19 protein-coding genes and 4 tRNA genes are annotated in these 19,519 nt (G+C 57.7%); 11 read left to right on the forward strand and 12 right to left on the reverse strand.

The features are described from left to right. Positions 1-43: 43 nt before the first annotated feature. The 5 genes from clpB to ACF0H7_RS03060 all read left to right on the forward strand — a co-directional run bounded on the left by clpB (position 44) and on the right by ACF0H7_RS03060 (position 3,319). On the forward strand, positions 44-2,608 hold the full coding sequence (gene clpB / locus ACF0H7_RS03040; protein WP_397451338.1) for an ATP-dependent chaperone ClpB: 2,565 nt from the start codon (positions 44-46) through the stop codon (positions 2,606-2,608). Positions 2,609-2,892: 284 nt separating this feature from the next. Further along, positions 2,893-2,968, forward strand: a tRNA-Asn gene (locus ACF0H7_RS03045). Between the two features lie 22 nt (positions 2,969-2,990). Next, a tRNA-Pro gene (locus ACF0H7_RS03050) sits at positions 2,991-3,067 on the forward strand. 5 nt (positions 3,068-3,072) lie between these two features. Then, positions 3,073-3,148: transfer RNA gene (locus tag ACF0H7_RS03055), tRNA-Lys, on the forward strand. A 94-nt stretch (positions 3,149-3,242) separates the two neighbouring features. Next, positions 3,243-3,319: transfer RNA gene (locus ACF0H7_RS03060), tRNA-Pro, on the forward strand. Positions 3,320-3,502: 183 nt separating this feature from the next. On the opposite strand, the gene ACF0H7_RS03065 is transcribed toward ACF0H7_RS03060, so the two are convergent. From ACF0H7_RS03065 to ACF0H7_RS03080, 4 genes are all read right to left on the reverse strand, one after another. Continuing rightward, complete coding sequence (locus ACF0H7_RS03065; RefSeq protein ID WP_397451339.1) at positions 3,503-4,801, reverse strand: NAD(P)/FAD-dependent oxidoreductase; 1,299 nt, start codon at positions 4,799-4,801, stop codon at positions 3,503-3,505. 58 nt (positions 4,802-4,859) lie between these two features. After that, entirely contained in the window at positions 4,860-5,033 is a 174-nt protein-coding gene (locus ACF0H7_RS03070) for a DUF3094 family protein (RefSeq protein ID WP_397451340.1), read from the reverse strand. 91 nt (positions 5,034-5,124) lie between these two features. Next, positions 5,125-5,754 (reverse strand): DUF1780 domain-containing protein, encoded by a 630-nt coding sequence (locus ACF0H7_RS03075; RefSeq protein ID WP_397451341.1) that lies wholly within the window; start codon positions 5,752-5,754, stop codon positions 5,125-5,127. Positions 5,755-6,107: 353 nt separating this feature from the next. Continuing rightward, positions 6,108-7,055 (reverse strand): cupin domain-containing protein, encoded by a 948-nt coding sequence (locus ACF0H7_RS03080; protein WP_397451342.1) that lies wholly within the window; start codon positions 7,053-7,055, stop codon positions 6,108-6,110. A 102-nt stretch (positions 7,056-7,157) separates the two neighbouring features. Here ACF0H7_RS03080 and ACF0H7_RS03085 point away from each other — a divergent pair, with 102 nt between their 5' ends. Next, complete coding sequence (locus ACF0H7_RS03085; protein ID WP_397451343.1) at positions 7,158-7,931, forward strand: SDR family NAD(P)-dependent oxidoreductase; 774 nt, start codon at positions 7,158-7,160, stop codon at positions 7,929-7,931. A 94-nt stretch (positions 7,932-8,025) separates the two neighbouring features. On the opposite strand, the gene ACF0H7_RS03090 is transcribed toward ACF0H7_RS03085, so the two are convergent. Beyond that, positions 8,026-8,460, reverse strand: coding sequence for an Rrf2 family transcriptional regulator (locus ACF0H7_RS03090; RefSeq protein WP_397451344.1), 435 nt, complete (start codon positions 8,458-8,460; stop codon positions 8,026-8,028). 119 nt (positions 8,461-8,579) lie between these two features. Between ACF0H7_RS03090 and ACF0H7_RS03095 the strand changes: the two genes are divergently transcribed. The 3 genes from ACF0H7_RS03095 to ACF0H7_RS03105 all read left to right on the forward strand — a co-directional run bounded on the left by ACF0H7_RS03095 (position 8,580) and on the right by ACF0H7_RS03105 (position 11,100). Further along, positions 8,580-9,053 (forward strand): nuclear transport factor 2 family protein, encoded by a 474-nt coding sequence (locus tag ACF0H7_RS03095; RefSeq protein WP_397451345.1) that lies wholly within the window; start codon positions 8,580-8,582, stop codon positions 9,051-9,053. A 13-nt stretch (positions 9,054-9,066) separates the two neighbouring features. Further along, positions 9,067-9,981 carry an NADP-dependent oxidoreductase gene (locus tag ACF0H7_RS03100; RefSeq protein WP_397451346.1) on the forward strand — a complete coding sequence of 305 codons (915 nt, stop codon included), beginning with the start codon at positions 9,067-9,069 and terminating at the stop codon, positions 9,979-9,981. 243 nt (positions 9,982-10,224) lie between these two features. Continuing rightward, positions 10,225-11,100: a LysR family transcriptional regulator gene (locus ACF0H7_RS03105; protein WP_397451347.1), complete on the forward strand. Its 876-nt coding sequence runs from the start codon at positions 10,225-10,227 to the stop codon at positions 11,098-11,100. A 23-nt stretch (positions 11,101-11,123) separates the two neighbouring features. Here ACF0H7_RS03105 and ACF0H7_RS03110 read toward each other — a convergent pair whose 3' ends face one another. Next, a complete protein-coding gene (locus ACF0H7_RS03110; protein ID WP_397451348.1) occupies positions 11,124-12,818 on the reverse strand; it encodes a thiamine pyrophosphate-binding protein in 1,695 nt (564 codons plus the stop codon). Between the two features lie 104 nt (positions 12,819-12,922). Further along, on the reverse strand, positions 12,923-13,123 hold the full coding sequence (locus ACF0H7_RS03115) for a hypothetical protein (RefSeq protein WP_397451349.1): 201 nt from the start codon (positions 13,121-13,123) through the stop codon (positions 12,923-12,925). A 108-nt stretch (positions 13,124-13,231) separates the two neighbouring features. Here ACF0H7_RS03115 and ACF0H7_RS03120 point away from each other — a divergent pair, with 108 nt between their 5' ends. Next, a complete protein-coding gene (locus ACF0H7_RS03120; protein WP_397451350.1) occupies positions 13,232-13,393 on the forward strand; it encodes a hypothetical protein in 162 nt (53 codons plus the stop codon). Positions 13,394-13,476: 83 nt separating this feature from the next. Here ACF0H7_RS03120 and ACF0H7_RS03125 read toward each other — a convergent pair whose 3' ends face one another. Together ACF0H7_RS03125 and ACF0H7_RS03130 are read right to left on the reverse strand one after the other, a co-directional pair. Further along, positions 13,477-15,681, reverse strand: a complete 2,205-nt coding sequence (locus ACF0H7_RS03125) for an OsmC domain/YcaO domain-containing protein (protein WP_397451351.1) — start codon at positions 15,679-15,681, stop codon at positions 13,477-13,479. Positions 15,682-16,058: 377 nt separating this feature from the next. Further along, entirely contained in the window at positions 16,059-16,889 is an 831-nt protein-coding gene (locus ACF0H7_RS03130) for a type 1 glutamine amidotransferase domain-containing protein (protein ID WP_397451352.1), read from the reverse strand. Positions 16,890-17,102: 213 nt separating this feature from the next. Here ACF0H7_RS03130 and ACF0H7_RS03135 point away from each other — a divergent pair, with 213 nt between their 5' ends. Next, on the forward strand, positions 17,103-17,801 hold the full coding sequence (locus ACF0H7_RS03135; protein ID WP_397451353.1) for an energy-coupling factor ABC transporter permease: 699 nt from the start codon (positions 17,103-17,105) through the stop codon (positions 17,799-17,801). Positions 17,802-17,826: 25 nt separating this feature from the next. On the opposite strand, the gene yacG is transcribed toward ACF0H7_RS03135, so the two are convergent. From yacG to ACF0H7_RS03150, 3 genes are read right to left on the reverse strand one after another with little or no spacing between them, the layout of a single operon-like run. Continuing rightward, the gene (gene yacG / locus ACF0H7_RS03140) at positions 17,827-18,030 is read right to left on the reverse strand and encodes a DNA gyrase inhibitor YacG (protein ID WP_397451354.1); all 204 of its coding nucleotides are present in this window, start codon (positions 18,028-18,030) and stop codon (positions 17,827-17,829) included. Then, on the reverse strand, positions 18,027-18,650 hold the full coding sequence (gene coaE / locus ACF0H7_RS03145) for a dephospho-CoA kinase (RefSeq protein ID WP_397451355.1): 624 nt from the start codon (positions 18,648-18,650) through the stop codon (positions 18,027-18,029). Before coaE ends, yacG begins: the two co-directional genes overlap by 4 nt. After that, the gene (locus ACF0H7_RS03150) at positions 18,647-19,519 is read right to left on the reverse strand and encodes a prepilin peptidase (RefSeq protein WP_397451356.1); all 873 of its coding nucleotides are present in this window, start codon (positions 19,517-19,519) and stop codon (positions 18,647-18,649) included. Before ACF0H7_RS03150 ends, coaE begins: the two co-directional genes overlap by 4 nt.

Here is a 19,519-nt window from a genome sequence, read left to right on the forward strand (position 1 = left end):
TAGGTGTGTCCATCGCTCCGGCCTGCTCAAAGGAAGGTGACCAATGCGTATAGACCGTTTAACCAGTAAATTACAGTTAGCGTTATCTGATGCCCAATCCCTGGCGGTGGGCCTCGACCACCCGGCCATCGAGCCCGCGCACTTGATGCAGGCGCTGCTTGATCAACAGGGTGGCACCATCAAGCCTCTGCTGATGCAGGTAGGCTTTGACGTCAACAGCCTGCGCAAAGAGTTGAGCAAAGAGCTCGACCAACTGCCAAAAATCCAGAACCCGACCGGCGATGTGAACATGTCGCAGGATTTGGCGCGCCTGCTCAATCAGGCCGATCGCCTTGCACAGCAGAAGAGCGATCAGTTCATCTCCAGTGAATTGGTATTGCTGGCGGCCATGGACGAAAACAGCAAGCTCGGCAAATTGTTGCTGGGGCAGGGCGTGAGCAGGAAAGCCCTGGAGAACGCCGTTGCCAACTTGCGTGGCGGGAATGCGGTCAACGATCCCAACGTCGAAGAGTCGCGGCAGGCGCTGGACAAGTACACCATCGACCTGACCAAGCGTGCCGAAGAGGGCAAGCTCGACCCGGTGATCGGTCGTGACGACGAAATCCGTCGGACTATTCAGGTGCTGCAACGCCGGACCAAGAACAACCCGGTGCTGATCGGCGAACCTGGCGTGGGTAAAACCGCGATTGCTGAAGGTTTGGCCCAGCGCATCATCAACGGCGAAGTGCCGGACGGCCTTAAAGGCAAGCGTCTGCTGTCGCTGGACATGGGTGCGCTGATCGCTGGCGCGAAATTTCGCGGTGAATTCGAAGAGCGCCTGAAGTCGCTGCTCAACGAACTGTCGAAACAGGAAGGCCAGATCATCCTGTTTATCGATGAACTGCACACCATGGTCGGCGCCGGTAAAGGCGAGGGCTCGATGGATGCGGGCAACATGCTCAAGCCTGCGCTGGCGCGCGGCGAGCTGCACTGCGTCGGCGCGACCACGCTCAACGAGTATCGCCAATATATAGAGAAGGATGCGGCCCTCGAACGGCGCTTCCAAAAAGTGCTGGTAGATGAGCCGAGCGAGGAAGACACCATTGCGATCCTGCGTGGCCTGAAAGAACGCTACGAGGTCCACCACCGGGTGGCGATTACTGACGGCGCGATCATTGCGGCGGCCAAGTTGAGCCATCGCTACATCACTGACCGTCAACTACCGGACAAGGCCATCGACCTGATCGACGAAGCGGCCAGCCGTATCCGCATGGAAATCGACTCTAAGCCGGAAGTGCTCGACCGTCTTGAGCGTCGTCTGATTCAGCTCAAGGTTGAATCCCAGGCGTTAAAGAAAGAAGACGACGAAGCGGCGATCAAGCGCCTGGAAAAACTGCAGGAAGAAATCGTTCGCCTGGAGCGTGAGTACGCTGATCTGGAGGAAATCTGGACCGCAGAGAAATCCGAAGTACAGGGCTCGGCGCAGATCCAGCAGAAAATCGAACAGTCGCGTCAGGAGCTGGAAGCGGCCCGTCGTAAAGGCGACCTGAACCGCATGGCGGAATTGCAGTACGGGATCATTCCCGATCTGGAACGCAGCCTGCAGATGGTCGATCAACACGGCAAGACTGAAAATCAGTTGCTACGCAGCAAGGTGACTGAAGAAGAGATTGCCGAGGTGGTGTCGAAGTGGACCGGTATCCCGGTCGCGAAGATGCTTGAAGGCGAGCGCGACAAGCTGTTGAAGATGGAAAGCCTGCTGCATCAGCGCGTCATCGGGCAGAACGAGGCGGTGGTGGCGGTCTCCAACGCCGTGCGTCGCTCGCGTGCCGGGTTGTCTGACCCGGATCGTCCGAGCGGCTCGTTTATGTTCCTTGGCCCGACCGGTGTCGGTAAGACGGAGCTGTGCAAGGCGCTGGCCGAGTTCCTGTTCGACACTGAAGAGGCGATGGTGCGCATCGACATGTCCGAGTTCATGGAGAAACACTCTGTGGCGCGGCTGATCGGTGCACCGCCGGGTTATGTTGGTTATGAAGAGGGCGGTTACCTCACTGAGGCCGTGCGCCGCAAGCCGTACTCGGTGATCCTGCTCGACGAAGTGGAGAAGGCGCACCCTGAGGTGTTCAACATCCTGTTGCAGGTGCTGGAAGACGGCCGCCTGACCGACAGCCACGGACGCACGGTGGATTTTCGTAATACCGTGATCGTCATGACCTCGAACCTGGGCTCGACGCAGATCCAGGAGTTGATGGGCGACCGTGAGGCGCAGCAGGCGGCGGTGATGGACGCGGTCAGCTCACACTTCCGTCCAGAGTTCCTCAACCGGATCGATGAAGTGGTGATCTTCGAGCCATTGGCCCGTGATCAGATCGCCGGCATCGCCGAGATTCAGTTGGGTCGGCTGCGCAGCCGTCTGGCGGAGCGTGAGCTAAAGCTGGAGCTGACCAGCGAGGCGCTGGATAAGCTGATCGCTGTCGGTTATGACCCGGTGTATGGCGCACGGCCACTGAAGCGTGCGATTCAGCGCTGGATCGAAAACCCGTTGGCACAGTTGATCCTTTCCGGGCAGTTCCTGCCGGGATCCAGCGTGACCGGATCGGTGGTCGACGACAAGATCGTCTTCGCCTGATTCGATTCTGCTGTCTATATAGAAGGGCCCTCGACTAGAGGGCCTTTTTTTATTGCGATGATTTTGCTGAGGAAACGGTGGTTTTGGCGGTTCTTATGACTCGGTGAAAAAAAACGCAAATCATTGTCTTAAATGCAATTTTGAGGGTTGACACCCTCTTTGAAACTTGTAGAATAGCGCGCCACAGAGACGCGAACGCAGCGATGCAAACAAGTCGAAGTGGCTGAATTTAAAGCGTTATAGCTAGGGTTCAGAGCAGTAAAAGTTGCATCAGTAGGAATAGTTCCGCGATAGCTCAGTTGGTAGAGCAAATGACTGTTAATCATTGGGTCCCTGGTTCGAGTCCAGGTCGTGGAGCCACTTACTACAGATGTAGCCATATCGGGGTATAGCGCAGTCCGGTAGCGCGCCTGCTTTGGGAGCAGGATGTCAGGAGTTCGAATCCCCTTACCCCGACCATTTTTGGGTCGTTAGCTCAGTTGGTAGAGCAGTTGGCTTTTAACCAATTGGTCGTAGGTTCGAATCCCACACGACCCACCATTTTTGATCAGATGTCTTGATTAAATCTTAGGGAGTGACGCCACAAGCGTCACCCAAGTAAAAGGCGCCTTTAACGAGGTGCCTTTTTTATCACCGGGGTATAGCGCAGTCCGGTAGCGCGCCTGCTTTGGGAGCAGGATGTCAGGAGTTCGAATCCCCTTACCCCGACCATTTTCGATTCGTGTTGTTTGAATCAGAAAATACAGGCCAGATGCTTTGCGCATTGAAGCCAAACGAAAAAGGCGTCCTTCGGGGCGCCTTTTTTGTTTCTGAAATACATAACACCTGTAGGAGCGGGCTTGCCCGCGATAGCGGTGTGTCAGATACCACCATCGCGTTCAGGCCCGCTCCTACTCAGTGCAACTTCATCCGCGGATCTGTACCGCGCCCGATCCGACTGCTAAGCATCAGCATCAGGGTGCGAAATGGCCCGTAGAGCGCTGTCTGGTGCATGCGGTACAGCGAGATATAAAACATCCGCGCCAGCCAACCCTCCAGCATCACGGTGCCCATCAGGTTGCCCATCAAATTACCCACCGCTGAAAATCTCGACAGGGAAATCAGCGAGCCGTAGTCCGTGTACGTGTATTCCGGCAGAGTCTGGCCTTCGATCCGCAGCTTCAACGCCTTTGCCAGCAACGACGCTTGTTGATGCGCCGCCTGTGCCCGTGGCGGAACATTGCGATCAGTCCCCGGTTGCGGGCAGGCCGCGCAGTCGCCGAAGGCGAAGATGTTGTCATCGCGCGTGGTTTGCAGGGTAGGGCGCACTTGCAACTGGTTGATGCGATTGCTTTCCAGCCCGTCCAGATCCTTGAGGAACATCGGCGCGCGGATTCCCGCAGCCCAGACTTTCAGCGTCGCTGGAATTATCTGACCATTGGCGGTGATCAAGCTGTCAGCCGTCACTTCACTGACCGCCGCGTTGGTCATCACCGTGACGCCCAATTTCTCCAGGGTCTTATGCACCGGCCCGCCAATCCGCTCCGGCAAGGCAGGCAGCACCCGTGGACCGGCTTCGATCAGGGTGATGCGCAGGTTTTCCGGTTTGATCCGACCCAGGCCATAAGAGGCCAGTTCATGGGCCGCGTTGTGCAGTTCGGCGGCCAGTTCGACGCCTGTTGCTCCGGCACCAACGATGGCCACGGTGATTTCTTCAGTTATATCGGATTGCCCGGCGTGGGCGCGCAGGTAGCGATTGAGCAACTGCTGGTGAAAGCGTTCGGCTTGCTTGCGGGTGTCGAGAAACAGGCAGTGCTCCGCCGCACCGAGAGTGTTGAAGTCATTGGTAGTGCTGCCTACGGCGATCACCAGCGAGTCGTACTCCAGGCTGCGCGCCGGCACCAGCTCGTTGCCGTTCTCGTCCTGCGTCGCGGCCAGATGCAGTTGTTTGTTGGCGCGGTCGAGTCCGGTCATGCGTCCGAGCTGGAACTGGAAGTGGTTCCATTTGGCTTGCGCGACGTAGTTCAGCTCGTCCTCGTAAGAGTTCAACGAGCCGGCGGCCACCTCGTGCAGCAGTGGTTTCCAGATGTGCGTCAGGTTGGCGTCGACCAATACCACGCTGGCGGTGCCGCGTTTACCCAGGGTTTTACCCAGACGGGTAGCCAGTTCCAGACCGCCAGCGCCTCCGCCAACGATCACGATACGATGAGTCATAGGGATATCTCATAAGGCTAGGGAATCCTTGCGGCTATCCGCGCGAGCGCCAGGCAGCTCATAGCGTCAGATAACTCAGTAATCGGCTCAGCAGGCCAAGGCCCACGGTCACGGCGGTCACCAGAACCAGGAGCATCCACGGCCGAAAAGGCCGGCGCTCGACTTGGTGCTGGGGCGCGCGTAAGTATTCTTCGACACGTTGCTGATCATCAGGGTTCAGGCGGCTGGTCATCGAATTCCCTTAAAAGACGAAATAGATGGCTGAAAGCTTAGGTCTAAATCCGGATGTCGTGAAAAAACGGTAGAGAACCAGCGCCAGAGTCTCACAAACTGATACCAACATCGAACACCACGCTACGTCCCAGGTTGGTTCGCAGAAAATCCGGTGCATCCGGGTGGGCAAACAGCACGCGGGCGAAGGTCGGACCCACCAGCGACAATGAGCGCCAGCCCTGTCGCAGGTATTCGGTCGGCGGCGGAAAGTAGCTATTCAAATCCAGCACTTCACGTTTCAGGCTGGCGAAAGCGATGATATCCAGTTCGCCCAATTCCAGCCCGCGTTCGCGGTAGTTGTGTGCTTTTTTGCGCAAGGTCGGCGCCAGGCGCTGCAATAATTCGATCGCCGCAATGCGTTTTGGCTTGGCCTCGCGTCGCACTAACTGACTGAGGGAAAAGGCACTGCGCCGACGCTGCAATTCCTCGCGCCACTCATCGTTCAGTCGACGCCCTTCATCCAGCACGAAGAACACTTCAAAACTGGCGTCGCGAAACAGCACATCCGGTGGTTCCTGCCCGGCGGGGGCGAAGTCTTCGTTGCGATGGGGGATGTTCAGACCTTGCAGCAGACGCTCACAAACCCAACGCTCACGCTCCCACTTTCGCGCATTGGAAAGAAACGCGTTGGCTTGTTCGGCCTGGATCGTGAGCAGGCGCAGATAGTCTGAGTCATCCATGGACCTAGCTTAGCGTTCAAAGCGATGATCAAAAAGAATAAAAGCTATCGGGCGGGATTAAAAACTGTCGGGCGGTAACATTCTAAACGAGCGTGCCATCGAGCCTCCAACGGGCGTTGGAGAAATGCCAGTGGCACTCACTGGTTGGTTGAGGCGGATCTACCGGGCACACGGGTGCTCCAAGTATATGCCTGAGATTGAAATCCGTATTTTGAGCAGTGCAGTCAGAACTCGGAGTTGTCCTGGCAGCATGCTCAAAGCATGCTTCGACTGTTCTTTGGAGCGGGCGTGAGTTTCGAAGTTATCAAGTCAGGCATGGAATTCGATTTCATTGAGTCGCAGGGTTAGTTAACTCATAGGGATGAACTGGTTGATTCTCGGCGATTGGTGGTTCGAGCGAATTGACTGGGAGGGCTACCAACCTCCCGTCGAAAAGCGGTGCTAAAGGCGCTTGCCGATTGATAACCGATCGCGGCCGCAACGGTTTCCAAGGGCGGGGCGTCGCGTTGGAGCATGGCTTTGGCTAAGGCAATGCGCCAGTCGATTAAATACTGCATCGGTGGTACCCCAACCTGGCGAGTGAAGCGTTCGCTGAAGACCGAGCGGGACAGGCCTGCTTCCCTGGCTAGTTCCTCCACGGACCATGGGTGAGCCACGTTGTTGTGGACCCGTCTCAGGGCTCGGGCGAGAAGCGGATCAGCCAGCCCCGCGAGGAGGCCGGGTTGTCCAATGGCGTCAACGCTTTCGGTGCGGAACCGCAGCGCTTCTACGAGCAGAACCTCGATAAGTCGATCGACGATAAGATCGCGGCCTGGTCGGTCGGCAAGCGCTTCCTCGACGATCAAATCTATCGTGCGCTTAAGCCGTTCCGCCGCCGGATTGGAGGCCTGGATGTGGATAAAGGTCGGCAGCAGTCCGCCAAGCAGGCTGCGGTTGGCGGAATCCAATTGAAAATAGCCGCCGAGCTGCTTGAAGTCAGCCTCAAGATCGTGATCGCCGTACCAGGCCCCGTTGTCCTGACACGCCAGTGGCGCCTGGGCGTCGAGCGAAACAATCTCGCAAGAAAGATCACTGGCGATCGTGAAGCCCGGGACGGCAGGCATGAGGATGAAATCGCCTGCGCAGAGATGCAAGGGGTCATGGCCGTCGATGGTCAGCCAGCATTGGCCCTTCAGTACGAGCCCAAAGCCGGCGTAAGCCGTTTGCGAACGACGCACGCCCCAACGGCCTGCGCCCTGCATAAGCTTGCTTGCGACCGCCTGGGGGCGGAGCAACGATATGACGTCAGCAAGCGGTTCCATATCTAGGACGGTCCGTAATGTATTGGAGACGATAGGTTATTCAGCGTATCGATTGGACTCTCTAAAGTCTACCTATCACAACGGTCCAATCGGGAGACATTAATGAGCAAGATCGCAATCATTACAGGCGCGAGTTCAGGCATCGGCGCGGCAACGGCCATTGCTCTCGCCGAGCGTGGAGTTGATTCCATCCTGACGTTTAACAACCACGAAGATCGAGTGCTCGACGTTGTCGCGGCGGTTAAGGAAAGGGGCGCCAAGGCAATTCCTTTACGCCTCGATGTCAGCGTGAGCGCTAGTTTCCTCACCTTCCGGGATGAGGTGATCGCACTGTTGGTTCAAGAATGGAAGGCTACTGCCTTTGACTACCTCGTCAATAATGCGGGCTTCTTGCAGATGGCGTCTTTTGAAGACACGACAGTAGAGCTGTTTGAATCCTATCAGCGTGTCCTGCTCAAAGGGCCATTTTTCCTGACCCAGGCTTTGCTTCCAGTGCTCTCGGACGGCGGCGCGATCGTAAACGTGACGAGCAACTCGGTCTATCAGAGCGGTATGGGCCCGGGCGGCTCTGCTTACGCATCGATGAAAGGAGGCCTGACCACGTTGACGCGCTACATGGCCATGGAGTTCGGCGGCCGCGGGATCCGCGTCAACGCGGTCGCGCCGGGCGCGACTCGTACTCGCATTGCTGACGACGCCTATGACAAGTATCCGCAAGCCATCCAGCGGATCGTCGACAACACAGCGCTGGGTCGCCTCGGTGAGGCGAATGATGTGGGGGCCACCATCGCGGCTGTGCTCTCGGATGATTTCCGTTGGGTAACCGGGCAGAGCATAGAGTCCTCGGGCGGTGCCAAACTGGCTATAACCAACTGATGTAAAAAAGACCACGCGCAGCTACGATTTTCGTCAGGGTGATCACATTAGCCTGGACGTAGATCAAGGCCCCGATATCGGGGAGGGGCATCCGTTACTGCGCGGCATGCATAACCCGGAGCTCAGCAAGGCTGTCAGCCAACGTTCGGTGTTCGAGCGCTCGCATGACGGCGTCATCTGCCTCGGCGGACAGTTTGACGAAAAAGCTCTCGACGTTTGAACTGACGAGACATTGATGAGGAACCTCGCGAGGCGTCCAAAGGCTCTTCTCGCCCATTGCGGCGCGATAGATGTCGCGCAGGGTAATGAGATTCGCCAGGCGACCCAGACGGGTACCGCCACCGCGCCCGAAAGTCGAGTGAACAAGTCCGGCGTCAGCAAGCGGAAGCAACAGTTTGCGCACGAAACTCGGATTCGCGCCGACCCCATCGGCCAGTTGAGAAGAGCTCAGTTGCGCGACGCCCTCGGCCTCGGCGAGGGCAAGGCTGAGCATTATTTGTAGGGCTGTCGGAAACCTGACGTCGATCATGGTGTGGCGTCTGCCTTGAACTCTCTAGAAACCGGAATTAAATATGCAATAGTGACTATTGCATATCAAGAGGTGAATATGTATCTTTGAAAATCACAGTTTAAGAAATGGAGATACAGATGACTCAAGAACTGGCCGTGCAGCAGGTCCTTGCCCACTATGTCCGAGCCCACGACCAGCGCGATGGCGTCGCAATGGCAGCGCTCTTTACTCCCCAAGGGCGTGTAGACATTCTATATAACAACGCGGGCAAGCTGGAGCCGATGGGTGAGCTCGTGGGGCGCGAGACGATCGCCAACGCGGTCGCGCACATGATGAAGCCGCACCCGGCTCGGGGGTGGAGCCACAACGCCACCGACGGGCTGCTAATCGACATTGATGGCGACCATGCAACAGTCGACGCCCAGTTCATGGTCTTCAACATTGTCGGTGCGGCGAGGCCCGATACAGGCTGGCCTCAGGGTGCCACGGGTGCGCAGGGCACGATCACCCCGATCGAGTCAGGTTACTACCGCCAGAGTCTGGTTCGCGTCAATGGACAGTGGTTGATCGAAGCGCTCCGGATTATCCACAATCTGCCGATGGCTTTCTGAGGAAGGAACTGAGATGAAAGCCATCGTCTATCGCCGCTTCGGTGGTGCCGAAGTGCTGGAATATACCGACGTCCCAGACCCGAAGGTCGCCCAGAACAGTGTACTCGTGCGCGTCAGGGCGGCAGCGCTTAACCCGGCCGACCCTATGCTGCAAGCGGGTCTGGGCGAGGCTCACACCGACACATGGTTCCCGGTTATTCCAGGATGGGACGTCGCGGGCACTGTTGAACGCGTGGGGGCTGGCGTCAGCGAGTTTGGGCCCGGCGACGAAGTGATCGGCTATATCCGTCAGGAAATCCTCCATCATGGCGCCTATGCAGAACGGGTCAGCACACCCGTTGAGACGCTGGTCAGGAAGCCGAAAAACGCGAGCTGGGCGGAGGCGGCAGGCCTCCCTTTGGCGGGTCTCACAGCCTATCGCGCCATCATTCAGACGTTGAACATACAGCCTGGAGAAACGCTCCTTATCCACGGAGCTGCCGGCGGCGTGGGTGCATTGGCCGCGCAACTCGCGCTAGCCAGGGGCGCTCGAGTGATTGGCACGGCATCGCTACGAAACCACGACTATCTGTCATCCATCGGCGCTCTCCCGGTCGCCCATGGAGTCGGCATGGCGGAACGCGTACGGGCGCTCGCCCCCAACGGGCTCGACGCGGTGCTCGACTGCGTTGGCAAGGGAGTTCTGGCAACCACCGCCGAATTGGGGTCGAGTCGCGTGCGCACCTGTTCGATTGCGGACGGGGGACCAGGAATTAAAACCGTTTATGCGCGTTTGGATGCGGAGATCTTGGTGCGGCTCGTGGAGATGATGGAGGCGGGTAGCCTTAGGGTGCCAATCGCGGCGACTTACCCGCTGGACCAAGCGGCAGCGGCACAGGCTGCATTGATGCAGCCGCATGCGCCTGGGAAAATCGTACTGATAATTTAATGCCCCCAAAGAAGTCGTTGCGCTTTTTTCGCAGCTCCAACATCTCAGCGATTTCAGCCATTGCCGAGCCATGGCGGGATTCAAGCACATCGCCCGGGGCGTTGAGCATTTGCTTGAAGACCGGGAGGGAGGCGGCTTCCAAGGTAATAGTCGTGGCAGGGTTTGAAATAGCGGCGTTTATAGACATGCAGGGCTATGGCATGCCCAAATACTCGACATCTGACTAGCGAAGTGCCGTTCTGGATGAATATCTCATTGACACAACTTCGGTACTTTTCCGTCTTGGCCCGTACCCGGCACTTTGGCCGGGCAGCCCATGAACTCAATATTTCGCAACCGCCGCTAAGTCGTGCCATCGCTTCACTGGAAGATGAGCTGGGCACTCCGCTCTTCGTACGTTCTCCCCAAGGGGTGTTTTTGACCGAGTCTGGCCGGCAGTTTGCGACCGATGTCAGTGAAATCGAGCACCTGGTCCACAGGGCTAAATTCAATGCGCAAGCCGCGTCCAAGGGCGAGACTGGTGAGTTTCGCCTGGGGTTCACCATGCATGCAGCCCTCAATACACTGCCTAAATTGGCAAAACGCTTTCGCTCACGCTACCCCGCCGTCACCTTCACGCTGCGGGAGATGACCCCGCCGGCCTTGCAGGAAGCCCTGGAGGCTGGCGAAATTGATCTGGCCATCAGTTTTGCCGGATTGGAAAACCCTCAAGTCGAGGCTCTGCTGTTGTTCGAAGAGCCGCTAGACCTGATCTACAGCCAATCACATCCTCTGGCCAATGAACCGCAACTCACCACCGCGCGATTTGCTGCCGAGGAGTTCATCCTGATTCCTCGGGAGCAGGCCCCCAGGCTGCACGACACCATTCTCAGCCACTGTCACGCCGCAGGTTTCGAGCCGCGGGTGGCGTATCAGGTCTATTTGCAGCAGACCGTGGTCAATTTGGTGGCCGAAGAAATGGGCGTGGCCTTCGTGCCGCGCTCGGTAAAGCGCGCCAGTCCGGCCAACGTTTGTTTCCTGGCAGTCGAACAGCCTCCCGTTCTCCAGCAGTGGCTGTACTGGCGCAATACCAATACCAATCCCTGCCGGAGTAACTTCCAGGCCATGTGCGCAGATTAGTGCCGGGCGTTACGGGACCACCATCAGTCCTTGCTGATCATGATTTCAATCAGGTTCGGACGCCCGCTGGCGATGCCGGCCGCCACCGCCGGGGCCACATCCCCGGCCCTCACCACCCGCCGGGCCTCAACGCCCATCGACTGTGCCAAAGCCACGTAATCAATGGCCGGATCGTTCAGCTCCATGGCGATGTACTGGTTGCTTTGGGTCGACAGGTAGTGCGCCTGGGACTTCATGAATTTTTTCAGGACGTTGTATTCCCGATTGTTCATGACGATGAACGTGATCGGCAGGCGTTCGTGGGCTGCGGTCCACAGCGCCTGAGGCGAATACATTGCGGCGCCGTCGCCCACCAGTGAAACCACCGGTTCGCGCCCAAGGCCCAATGACACCCCGACCGCTGCAGGCATGCCCCAACCCAAGCCACCTCCGCGGAAAAACGAGTACTGATCGCTGGAGCCACTGCGCAGGAAGCTGCGTATATGCGCCGTGGTAGCCAGAGCCTCATCCACGATCGGCACACGCGGACCGATTGCGCGCATTGCCTCGCGAGCCGCCAGTAGCGGAGAAATGGTTGCAAGATCACTGTCCGCATCAGCCTTGTTATTGAGTTCAGCCCAGACATTTTCGCGGCGCACGCCCGCTTTTTGCCTGAGGTTGCGAACCACTGCCAGCTGCGCCTCGGTGTTTGCCGCCAGCAACGGATACAGGGCCTTTAGCGAGAGGCTGATATCCCCCATCACCGACAGTTTAGTGGCGTAGGTTCGGCCAAGGTCGGTGACATCCGACGACAACTGATACACCTCGCACCCCTTGGGCACCGCTGACCCTTCGGAATAAAGGATCGTGATCAACGATTTGCCGCCCAAGGCGAACAAGGCGTCATAGTTGGCCAGCGTCGCAGCAATCTCCGTGGACTTCGTCGGCAGGTTGCCCGCCCACAGGGCATGGGAGGTCGGAAACGGGATTCTCGACGGCCATGATGATCCGTACACAGGCGCGCCGAGTAGTTCGGCGAGGGCAACGACCTCCTGGGAGGCGCCATGCTGATAAATCTCGTCGCCAGCAATCAATGCCAGCCGGCCCGGCTTGACCTGGGCCAGAAGCTGCGCCAGCTTTGGCAGTGAACCTGCCAGGGTGCGATCATCAACGATGGACGGTTCACCAATGCACACGGTGCTCATCTCTTCCATGACATTCATCGGCAAAGAAAGAAACACCGGGCCAGATGGGGCCGCCGTCGAGTCATGGAAGGCGCGCCTGAGAATCACCGGTAACTGGTCCGCACGGGTGACTTCGTACGCCCATTTCACTGCCGGGCGGGCAATGCTCACGAGGTCACCCAGCAGCAACGGGTCGGTGATGCTATGGCGTGAGTCTTGCTGCCCGGCGGTGACCACCAGCGGTACATGCGCAACGCTGGCATTGAGCAAGTTGCCCATGCCATGCCCGAGGCCTCCGGCGGTGTGAAGGTTCAAAAAACCGGGCTTCTTCGCGGCCTGAGCGTAGCCGTCTGCCATTGCAACGGCAGATGCTTCCTGCAACGCGAGGATGTAACTCAGCCCTGGGGATGTCGACAGCGCGTCCATCAGCGGCAACTCGGTGGTGCCTGGGTTGCCGAAGATGTATTCGACACCCTCGCTGGCAAGGGTCTCCAAAAGAACCTCGGCACCGCGTCGGCCGTTAAGTTTACCGACACTGTTGATTTGACTCGCCATACACACCTCAATTGAACACTCAGCTTCCCACTGGAAGCTGTCTGTGCTCATGGAAGCGCCTGCAGCGGGGTGCTGACCAATTCTCTTTAGGTAACGGGCCTTCCCTAAAAGGTATGGGCACTCCAGATCACGTTGCTGCGAACCTGCAAAAACGTATGTGCACAGAGTCGCTTCTTTTCATGGGCACGGGGTTGTAGTGGCACCACCGACACCACCGACACCACCGACACCACCGAGGACACTTTGATCGCGTCAATAAGCTTCGAGATGAGCGCCGGTGAGGTCAGGCGCACCACTTGGGGCAACTGAATCTTGTACAGGGTCTGGACGCGACTTAGCCCGAAGACCGCACCTGGTCGTCCAGTGGAGCAGCACGGTCGGGTCGTCCCGAAAAGCCAAGGGGAGTTTGAGCAATGAGCTCATTGGATTTCTGCATCCAATCTTTTAGCGAAATGCGTGCCAGACCGGAAATGCAGGTTAAGGGCTACCTTAATCGTTTCCGCAGGTCAGCCATCGCACCAGCAACGCGCCGAGTGCCGCTGGACCACCATTTGGCAGTGCGTGAAAAGAACTAAACCCGGGGGGAGGGAATGAATCAGGACGAGTGGCTGGCCGCCAACAACACAAAAGCACCTAAGGTGCTTTTGTGTTGGCGCGATTAACGGGATAAAGCCGTCACCTTGGCCCGCGTCGAGTGCAGTTTTTTGTAGCTGTCGATCAGGCGCAGGTGCCTGTCGAGTCCTTCCAGCTTCATACTCGTAGGCGTCAAGCCGAAGAAACGCACGCTGCCGTCCACCGAGCCGATCGCGGCGTCCATCCGTTCGTTGCCAAACATCCGGCGGAAATTGACCTCGTAATCGGCCAGTTCCAGATCTTCGTCCAACTGCATTTCCAGCACCACATTCACGGCCTGGTAAAACAACCCGCGTTCCACCGTGTTGTCGTTGTACTGCAGGAAGGTTTCCGTCAGCTCTTTCGCCTCTTCAACTTTCTGCAGGGCGAGATAGATCAGCAGCTTCAACTCCAGGATCGTTAACTGACCCCAGGCCGTATTGTCGTCAAACTCAATGCCGATCAAGGTGGTGATGTCGGTGTAATCATCCAGCTCGCTGTCTTCCAGACGCTTGGCCAATGCTTTCAGGCCGCGATTGTCCAGGCTGTGCAGATTCAATATGTCTTCGCGGAAGAACAGCGCTTTGTTGGTGTTATCCCAGATCAGATCGTCTATCGGATAAATTTCCGAATAGTCTGGCACTAGAATACGGCAAGCGGGTGCGCCTAAATGCTCATACACCGCCATGTACGCTTCTTTGCCCATGTCCTGGAGAATGCCGAACAAGGTCGCGGCTTCCTCGGCGTTGGAGTTTTCACCCTGGCCAGAGAAATCCCACTCAACAAACTCGTAGTCAGACTTGGCACAGAAAAAGCGCCACGACACCACGCCGCTGGAATCGATAAAGTGCTCGACGAAGTTATTCGGCTCGGTCACCGCGTGGCCTTCGAAAGTGGGCTGCGGTAAATCGTTAAGGCCTTCAAAGCTACGGCCCTGCAGCAACTCCGTAAGGCTGCGTTCCAGCGCCACCTCAAGGCTTGGGTGCGCCCCGAACGAGGCAAACACGCCGCCAGTACGCGGGTTCATCAAGGTGACGCACATCACCGGGAACTCGCCACCCAGCGATGCATCCTTCACCAGCACTGGAAAGCCTTGCTCTTCCAGCCCTTGAATACCGGCCAGAATACCGGGGTATTTCGCCAGCACTTCCTGCGGCACATCAGGCAGTGCCATTTCACCTTCGATAATTTCGCGTTTTACCGCGCGCTCGAAGATTTCCGATAGGCATTGCACCTGCGCTTCGGCCAGCGTATTACCGGCGCTCATGCCGTTGCTGAGGTACAGGTTTTCGATCAGGTTGGACGGGAAATACACCGCCTCGCCGTCCGACTGGCGCACATACGGCAGCGAACAAATGCCGCGTTCGATATTGCCGGAGTTGGTGTCGTACAGGTGTGAGCCGCGCAGCTCACCGTCGCGGTTGAAAATCTTCAGGCAGTACGCGTCGAGAATCTCCGCCGGCAGCTCGTCTTTAGGGCCAGGCTGGAACCAACGCTCGTTCGGATAATGCACAAACGCCGCGTTGGCGATGTCTTCCCCCCAAAACTGATCGTTGTAGAAGAAATTACAATTCAGTCGCTCGATAAATTCGCCCAGCGCCGACGCCAATGCGCCTTCTTTGGTCGCGCCCTTGCCATTGGTAAAGCACATCGGCGAGTGCGCATCGCGGATGTGTAGCGACCATACGTTGGGAACAATATTGCGCCACGAAGCGATTTCAATCTTCATGCCCAGGCCCGCCAAAATGGCCGACATATTGGCGATGGTCTGCTCCAGCGGCAGGTCTTTGCCGACAATATAAGTGTCTGCGTCTGAACCCTGATTCGGCATCAGCAGCGCCTGGGCATCAGCGTCCAGGTTTTCCACTTCCTCGATTACAAACTCCGGCCCGGCTTGCACCACCTTTTTCACGGTGCAACGGTCGATGGAACGCAAAATGCCCTGGCGGTCTTTGGCAGAGATATCCGCCGGCAACTCGACCTGAATCTTGAAAATCTGGTTGTAGCGGTTTTCCGGGTCAACAATGTTGTTCTGCGACAGGCGGATGTTATCGGTGGGAATATTGCGAGTGTCGCAGTACAACTTCACAAAGTAAGCCGCACACAGCGCGGATGAAGCCAGAAAGTAATCGAACGGACCGGGTGCCGAGCCATCGCCCTTATAGCGGATGGGTTGATCGGCCACCACCGTGAAGTCATCGAACTTGGCTTCAAGGCGAAGGTTGTCGAGAAAGTTTACCTTGATTTCCATGCGGGATTACCATGATAGCGAGCAATACGAATTGGCCGCCATTATCCGGTTTTTCAAGCGGGAAGTCTTTTGCTTTTCGGTCATGGCCGCTGACCGGCCCCACGCGGCCTCTCTACGGCAACCAACAGCGCGGGGCTGCAGCTTCACGTCAGACCCCGTGTTCAGGTGGCTATTGAGTTGTTTGTGCTTGGTTTAAGTTTCAATGCTTTTATATAAAGAAAACAGAGGCGCTTTCATTTTAAAGTGTTCGTTATCGAGTTTGATTTTAGTTGTAGTGCGCGGGTGTCTTTCTATATATAACTTAAACTAAAAGCGTCCGAAGGTGATGCGGGGGCCATTGCAGCTTGATCCGCACCCCCTACGGGCGCCTGCGCGAATTACTTCAGTTTCGCCAACATGGCCACGGCGACTGCCTTGGCCGACTGTGGGTTTTGGCCGGAGATGACTTCGCGGTCTTCGACCACATTCTCGCTCCATGGCTTGGCTTCGGAGAAGTTGGCGCCGGCTGCCGTCAGCCCATCCTGCGGGAACAGTTTCATATGGCCGCCGCCTAGGAAGCCTTTTGCCTGTTCTTCTTCCGCGTCAGTGAAGGCGGTAACTTTGTAGCCCTTGTAAATCCAATTAGCTGGCGCTGCTGGCTTCTTGCCCGACTCCAGTGCGGAGACAAAACCGTGCGCATCCGGGATCGCCGACAACATGGCGATGGTGCCGTGGCAGGTGAAGCCAGTGACCTTGCCTTTTTCATGGAAGTTGGTCAGCAGTTGGCCCAATTGTTTGTCCTTCAGCAGATCCTGCATCGGGATGTGGCCTCCGGGGACGAACACCGCATCGAACTTGTCGTAGCCGATTTTCTGGACCTGCGCGAAGCTGATTGCAGGAGAGCCGCTCTTCGAGGTCAGCTTCAGCGTATCCAGCAGCGCGAGGCTTTCGTGGCGGGCTTTTTCATCGCCGCCCCAGAAGCTCGCATCATTGGATTTCTGGTCCGCGGTTGGCGCCTTACCGCTAGGGGTGGCAAATACCACGGTCTGGCCAGCCGCGATGAACGTCTGTACCGGTTGCATCAGTTCGTTGAGGAAGAAGCCGGTTTGCATGACCTTGCCGTCTTGCAGGTTCAATTGGTCCTGATCCGACAACACGACCAGCACCGTGCCAGCGTTGGCGTAGTTAGCGGCAGCGGCCAGCAGGGCGGCGATAATGGTTTTCTTCACGCGATTCTCCAGTAAGGATGATTTGATGGCGCCATCTTATTACTGGAGCAGACGGTGAAAGAGTCCCTGAATTGGATTTCACTTATTACATTGAGTAATCAAATCTTGAGGCGTTTTTTCACCGAAGTGCCAGATCCCGCTGCCAGGATTTTCTCGGTGTAGACTTCGGGGCATAGTTAAGTACGGCCTTAAGGATCTTTACCCCAAACCACCATGATCAGCGCACACGTTCTGACCGCCGAGACCATGACCCTTGCCTGGGTACTCTATGTACTCGTGGTGCTGTGGGCGATCTGGCGTTCGCCGTGGGTCGAGTTGTTCACTGACCGCCGCCGTCAGCACCTGCTGTTCGGTACGGTGCTGGGTCTGTTTTTGCTATGGCTGATGCGCCGGGATTTTGATACGGGGGTGTCCTACCATTTCATCGGCATGACCGCCGTCACCCTGTTGCTCGACTGGCCGCTGGCGATCGTCGGCGGGCTGGTGGCGCAGGTGGGGTTGGTGTTGCTCGGGCGGCAGGACCTCGCAGCGATGGGCGTCAATGGCCTGCTGCTGATTGTGTTGCCGGTGCTGATCACCGAGGGCTGCGCGATACTGGTGGAGCGCGCGCAGCCGAAAAACCCCTTCGTGTACATCTTTTGCTCGGGCTTTTTCGCGGCGGCGTTGTCGGCCCTGGCCTGCGTGCTGCTGGGAATAGGCCTGCTGTGGTACGAGGGGTTATTCGCGATGCCGGAATGGCTGGAGGACTTTATCGGCTACTTGTGGCTGATCATCTTTCCCGAGGCCTTTATCAATGGGACGGTGATCAGCGCGCTGGTGGTGTTTTGCCCCGAGTGGCTGGAAACCTTCAATCGCACGCGTTACCTGTCCGCACCGTGGAAGGACGACGGCCCGTCGAAAGGTGACCGCTGAGCAGGCTACTTAGCGGCCCGTTCGATCAATGTTCCCGCGACGGCAAATCACCGGAAAACATTTCATCTTCAGAGTCCGGGCTGACCGGAATCGCATGTTCTTCTGCGGCCCAGGCCCCCAGGTCGATCAGCTTGCAACGGTCGGAACAGAACGGGCGAAACGGGCTGTTGGCGCTCCACTCCACGGGCGCGCCGCAGGTCGGGCATTCAACGGTCAAGGGCTGGCTCATGATTGGCCTCCACACAAAGTAAGATAAAAGTGATGCAGGCGCTCGACTTCGCTTTTCAGCCAAGCGGGATCGCGGTCGTTGACCAGCACATCATCGGCATGAGCCAAGCGCTTCTCGCGATTGGCCTGGACCTTGAGGATGGCCTGGACCTGCTCCTCGCTGGTGCTGTCACGGAGCATAGTGCGCTGAATTTGCAGCTGTTCCGGCGCGTCGATCACCAGCACACGCTGAGTCATCTTGTACTGGCCTGACTCTACCAGCAGCGGCGACACCAGAATCGCGTAGGGCGATTCTGCGCGAGCCAGGTAACTCATGATCTCCTGGCCGATCAGCGGATGTAGCAGCGCTTCCAGCCAGCGACGTTGCTCGGGGTTCTGAAAGATCAGCCCGCGCAGCGCCGTGCGATCCAGTTGGCCATCGGCCTGCAACACGCTCGGACCAAAGTGCTCGGCGATGCTGGCCAGCGCCGGGCGACCGGGTTCAACCACCCAGCGCGCGGCATGGTCGGCATCCACCAGGTGCACGCCAAGGTCGATAAAGTGCTGCGCTGCAGCGCTTTTGCCACTACCGATGCCACCGGTAAGGCCGAGAATCCAGGGTTTGAAAACGGGGTTGGTCATCTGAAACCGGCAAACTGCATGTAGGAAGTGGTTATTTGATCACCCCAGAGCAAAGCGATCCAGCCTGCAATGGCCAGATAAGGTCCGAAAGGGATCGGCGTGCTGGTTTCTGCGTTGCGCAGCTTGAGCATAATCACCCCCAACACCGCGCCCACCAGCGACGACAGCAACACCGTCAACGGCAAAATCTGCCAGCCGCCCCAAGCACCCAACATCGCCAGCAACTTGAAGTCGCCGTAACCCATGCCTTCCTTGCCGGTCACCAGTTTGAACAGCCAGAACACCAGCCACAAACTCATATAACCCGCCACCGCACCCCACAACGCATCATGCAGATTGGTGAACAGCCCGAACGCGTTAACGATCAACCCCATCCACAACAACGGCAAGACCAATGCATCCGGCAACAACTGGTGATCAGCGTCGATCAAACTCATCGCCAGCAGACCCCAGGCCAACACCAGCATTGCCGCCGCGGGCCAACCGAAGCCGAAATGCCAGGCGATGAAGGCCGATAACAAACCGCAGGCCAGCTCCACCAAGGGATAGCGCTTGCTGATCGGCGCCTTGCAGCTGGAGCACTTGCCGCCGAGAAACAGGTAGCTGATCACCGGCAGGTTTTCCCAGGCGCGGATCTTGTGCGCGCAGTGTGGGCAACGCGAGTGGGGCAGCATCAGGTTGAAGGTGTCGCCAGCAGGCTCGGCGGGCAGGGCGAGCATCTCGCGGGCCTGGGATTTCCAGTCGCGGTCGAGCATAACCGGCAGACGGTAGACCACGACATTGAGGAAACTGCCGACGAGCAGGCCGAGGACGAGCACGCACAACGTAAAGGCCAGCGGAGAGCTGGCCAGGAGGTCGAAGAGGGACAT

The sequence above is a fragment of the Pseudomonas sp. NA-150 genome (assembly GCF_044336365.1).
In the GTDB taxonomy this organism is placed as follows: domain Bacteria; phylum Pseudomonadota; class Gammaproteobacteria; order Pseudomonadales; family Pseudomonadaceae; genus Aquipseudomonas.

Coding starts and splice junctions, on each gene's coding strand:
- ACF0H7_RS03095 (WP_397451345.1), top strand. CDS start 8,580: ATGACTCAAGAACTGGCCGTGCAGCAGGTCCTTGCCCACTATGTCCGA.
- ACF0H7_RS03100 (WP_397451346.1), top strand. CDS start 9,067: ATGAAAGCCATCGTCTATCGCCGCTTCGGTGGTGCCGAAGTGCTGGAA.
- ACF0H7_RS03120 (WP_397451350.1), top strand. CDS start 13,232: ATGAGCTCATTGGATTTCTGCATCCAATCTTTTAGCGAAATGCGTGCC.
- clpB (WP_397451338.1), top strand. CDS start 44: ATGCGTATAGACCGTTTAACCAGTAAATTACAGTTAGCGTTATCTGAT.
- ACF0H7_RS03125 (WP_397451351.1), bottom strand. CDS start 15,681: ATGGAAATCAAGGTAAACTTTCTCGACAACCTTCGCCTTGAAGCCAAG.
- yacG (WP_397451354.1), bottom strand. CDS start 18,030: ATGAGCCAGCCCTTGACCGTTGAATGCCCGACCTGCGGCGCGCCCGTG.
- ACF0H7_RS03110 (WP_397451348.1), bottom strand. CDS start 12,818: ATGGCGAGTCAAATCAACAGTGTCGGTAAACTTAACGGCCGACGCGGT.
- ACF0H7_RS03080 (WP_397451342.1), bottom strand. CDS start 7,055: ATGGAACCGCTTGCTGACGTCATATCGTTGCTCCGCCCCCAGGCGGTC.
- ACF0H7_RS03075 (WP_397451341.1), bottom strand. CDS start 5,754: ATGGATGACTCAGACTATCTGCGCCTGCTCACGATCCAGGCCGAACAA.
- coaE (WP_397451355.1), bottom strand. CDS start 18,650: ATGACCAACCCCGTTTTCAAACCCTGGATTCTCGGCCTTACCGGTGGC.
- ACF0H7_RS03135 (WP_397451353.1), top strand. CDS start 17,103: ATGATCAGCGCACACGTTCTGACCGCCGAGACCATGACCCTTGCCTGG.
- ACF0H7_RS03090 (WP_397451344.1), bottom strand. CDS start 8,460: ATGATCGACGTCAGGTTTCCGACAGCCCTACAAATAATGCTCAGCCTT.
- ACF0H7_RS03150 (WP_397451356.1), bottom strand. CDS start 19,519: ATGTCCCTCTTCGACCTCCTGGCCAGCTCTCCGCTGGCCTTTACGTTG.
- ACF0H7_RS03085 (WP_397451343.1), top strand. CDS start 7,158: ATGAGCAAGATCGCAATCATTACAGGCGCGAGTTCAGGCATCGGCGCG.
- ACF0H7_RS03070 (WP_397451340.1), bottom strand. CDS start 5,033: ATGACCAGCCGCCTGAACCCTGATGATCAGCAACGTGTCGAAGAATAC.
- ACF0H7_RS03105 (WP_397451347.1), top strand. CDS start 10,225: ATGAATATCTCATTGACACAACTTCGGTACTTTTCCGTCTTGGCCCGT.
- ACF0H7_RS03065 (WP_397451339.1), bottom strand. CDS start 4,801: ATGACTCATCGTATCGTGATCGTTGGCGGAGGCGCTGGCGGTCTGGAA.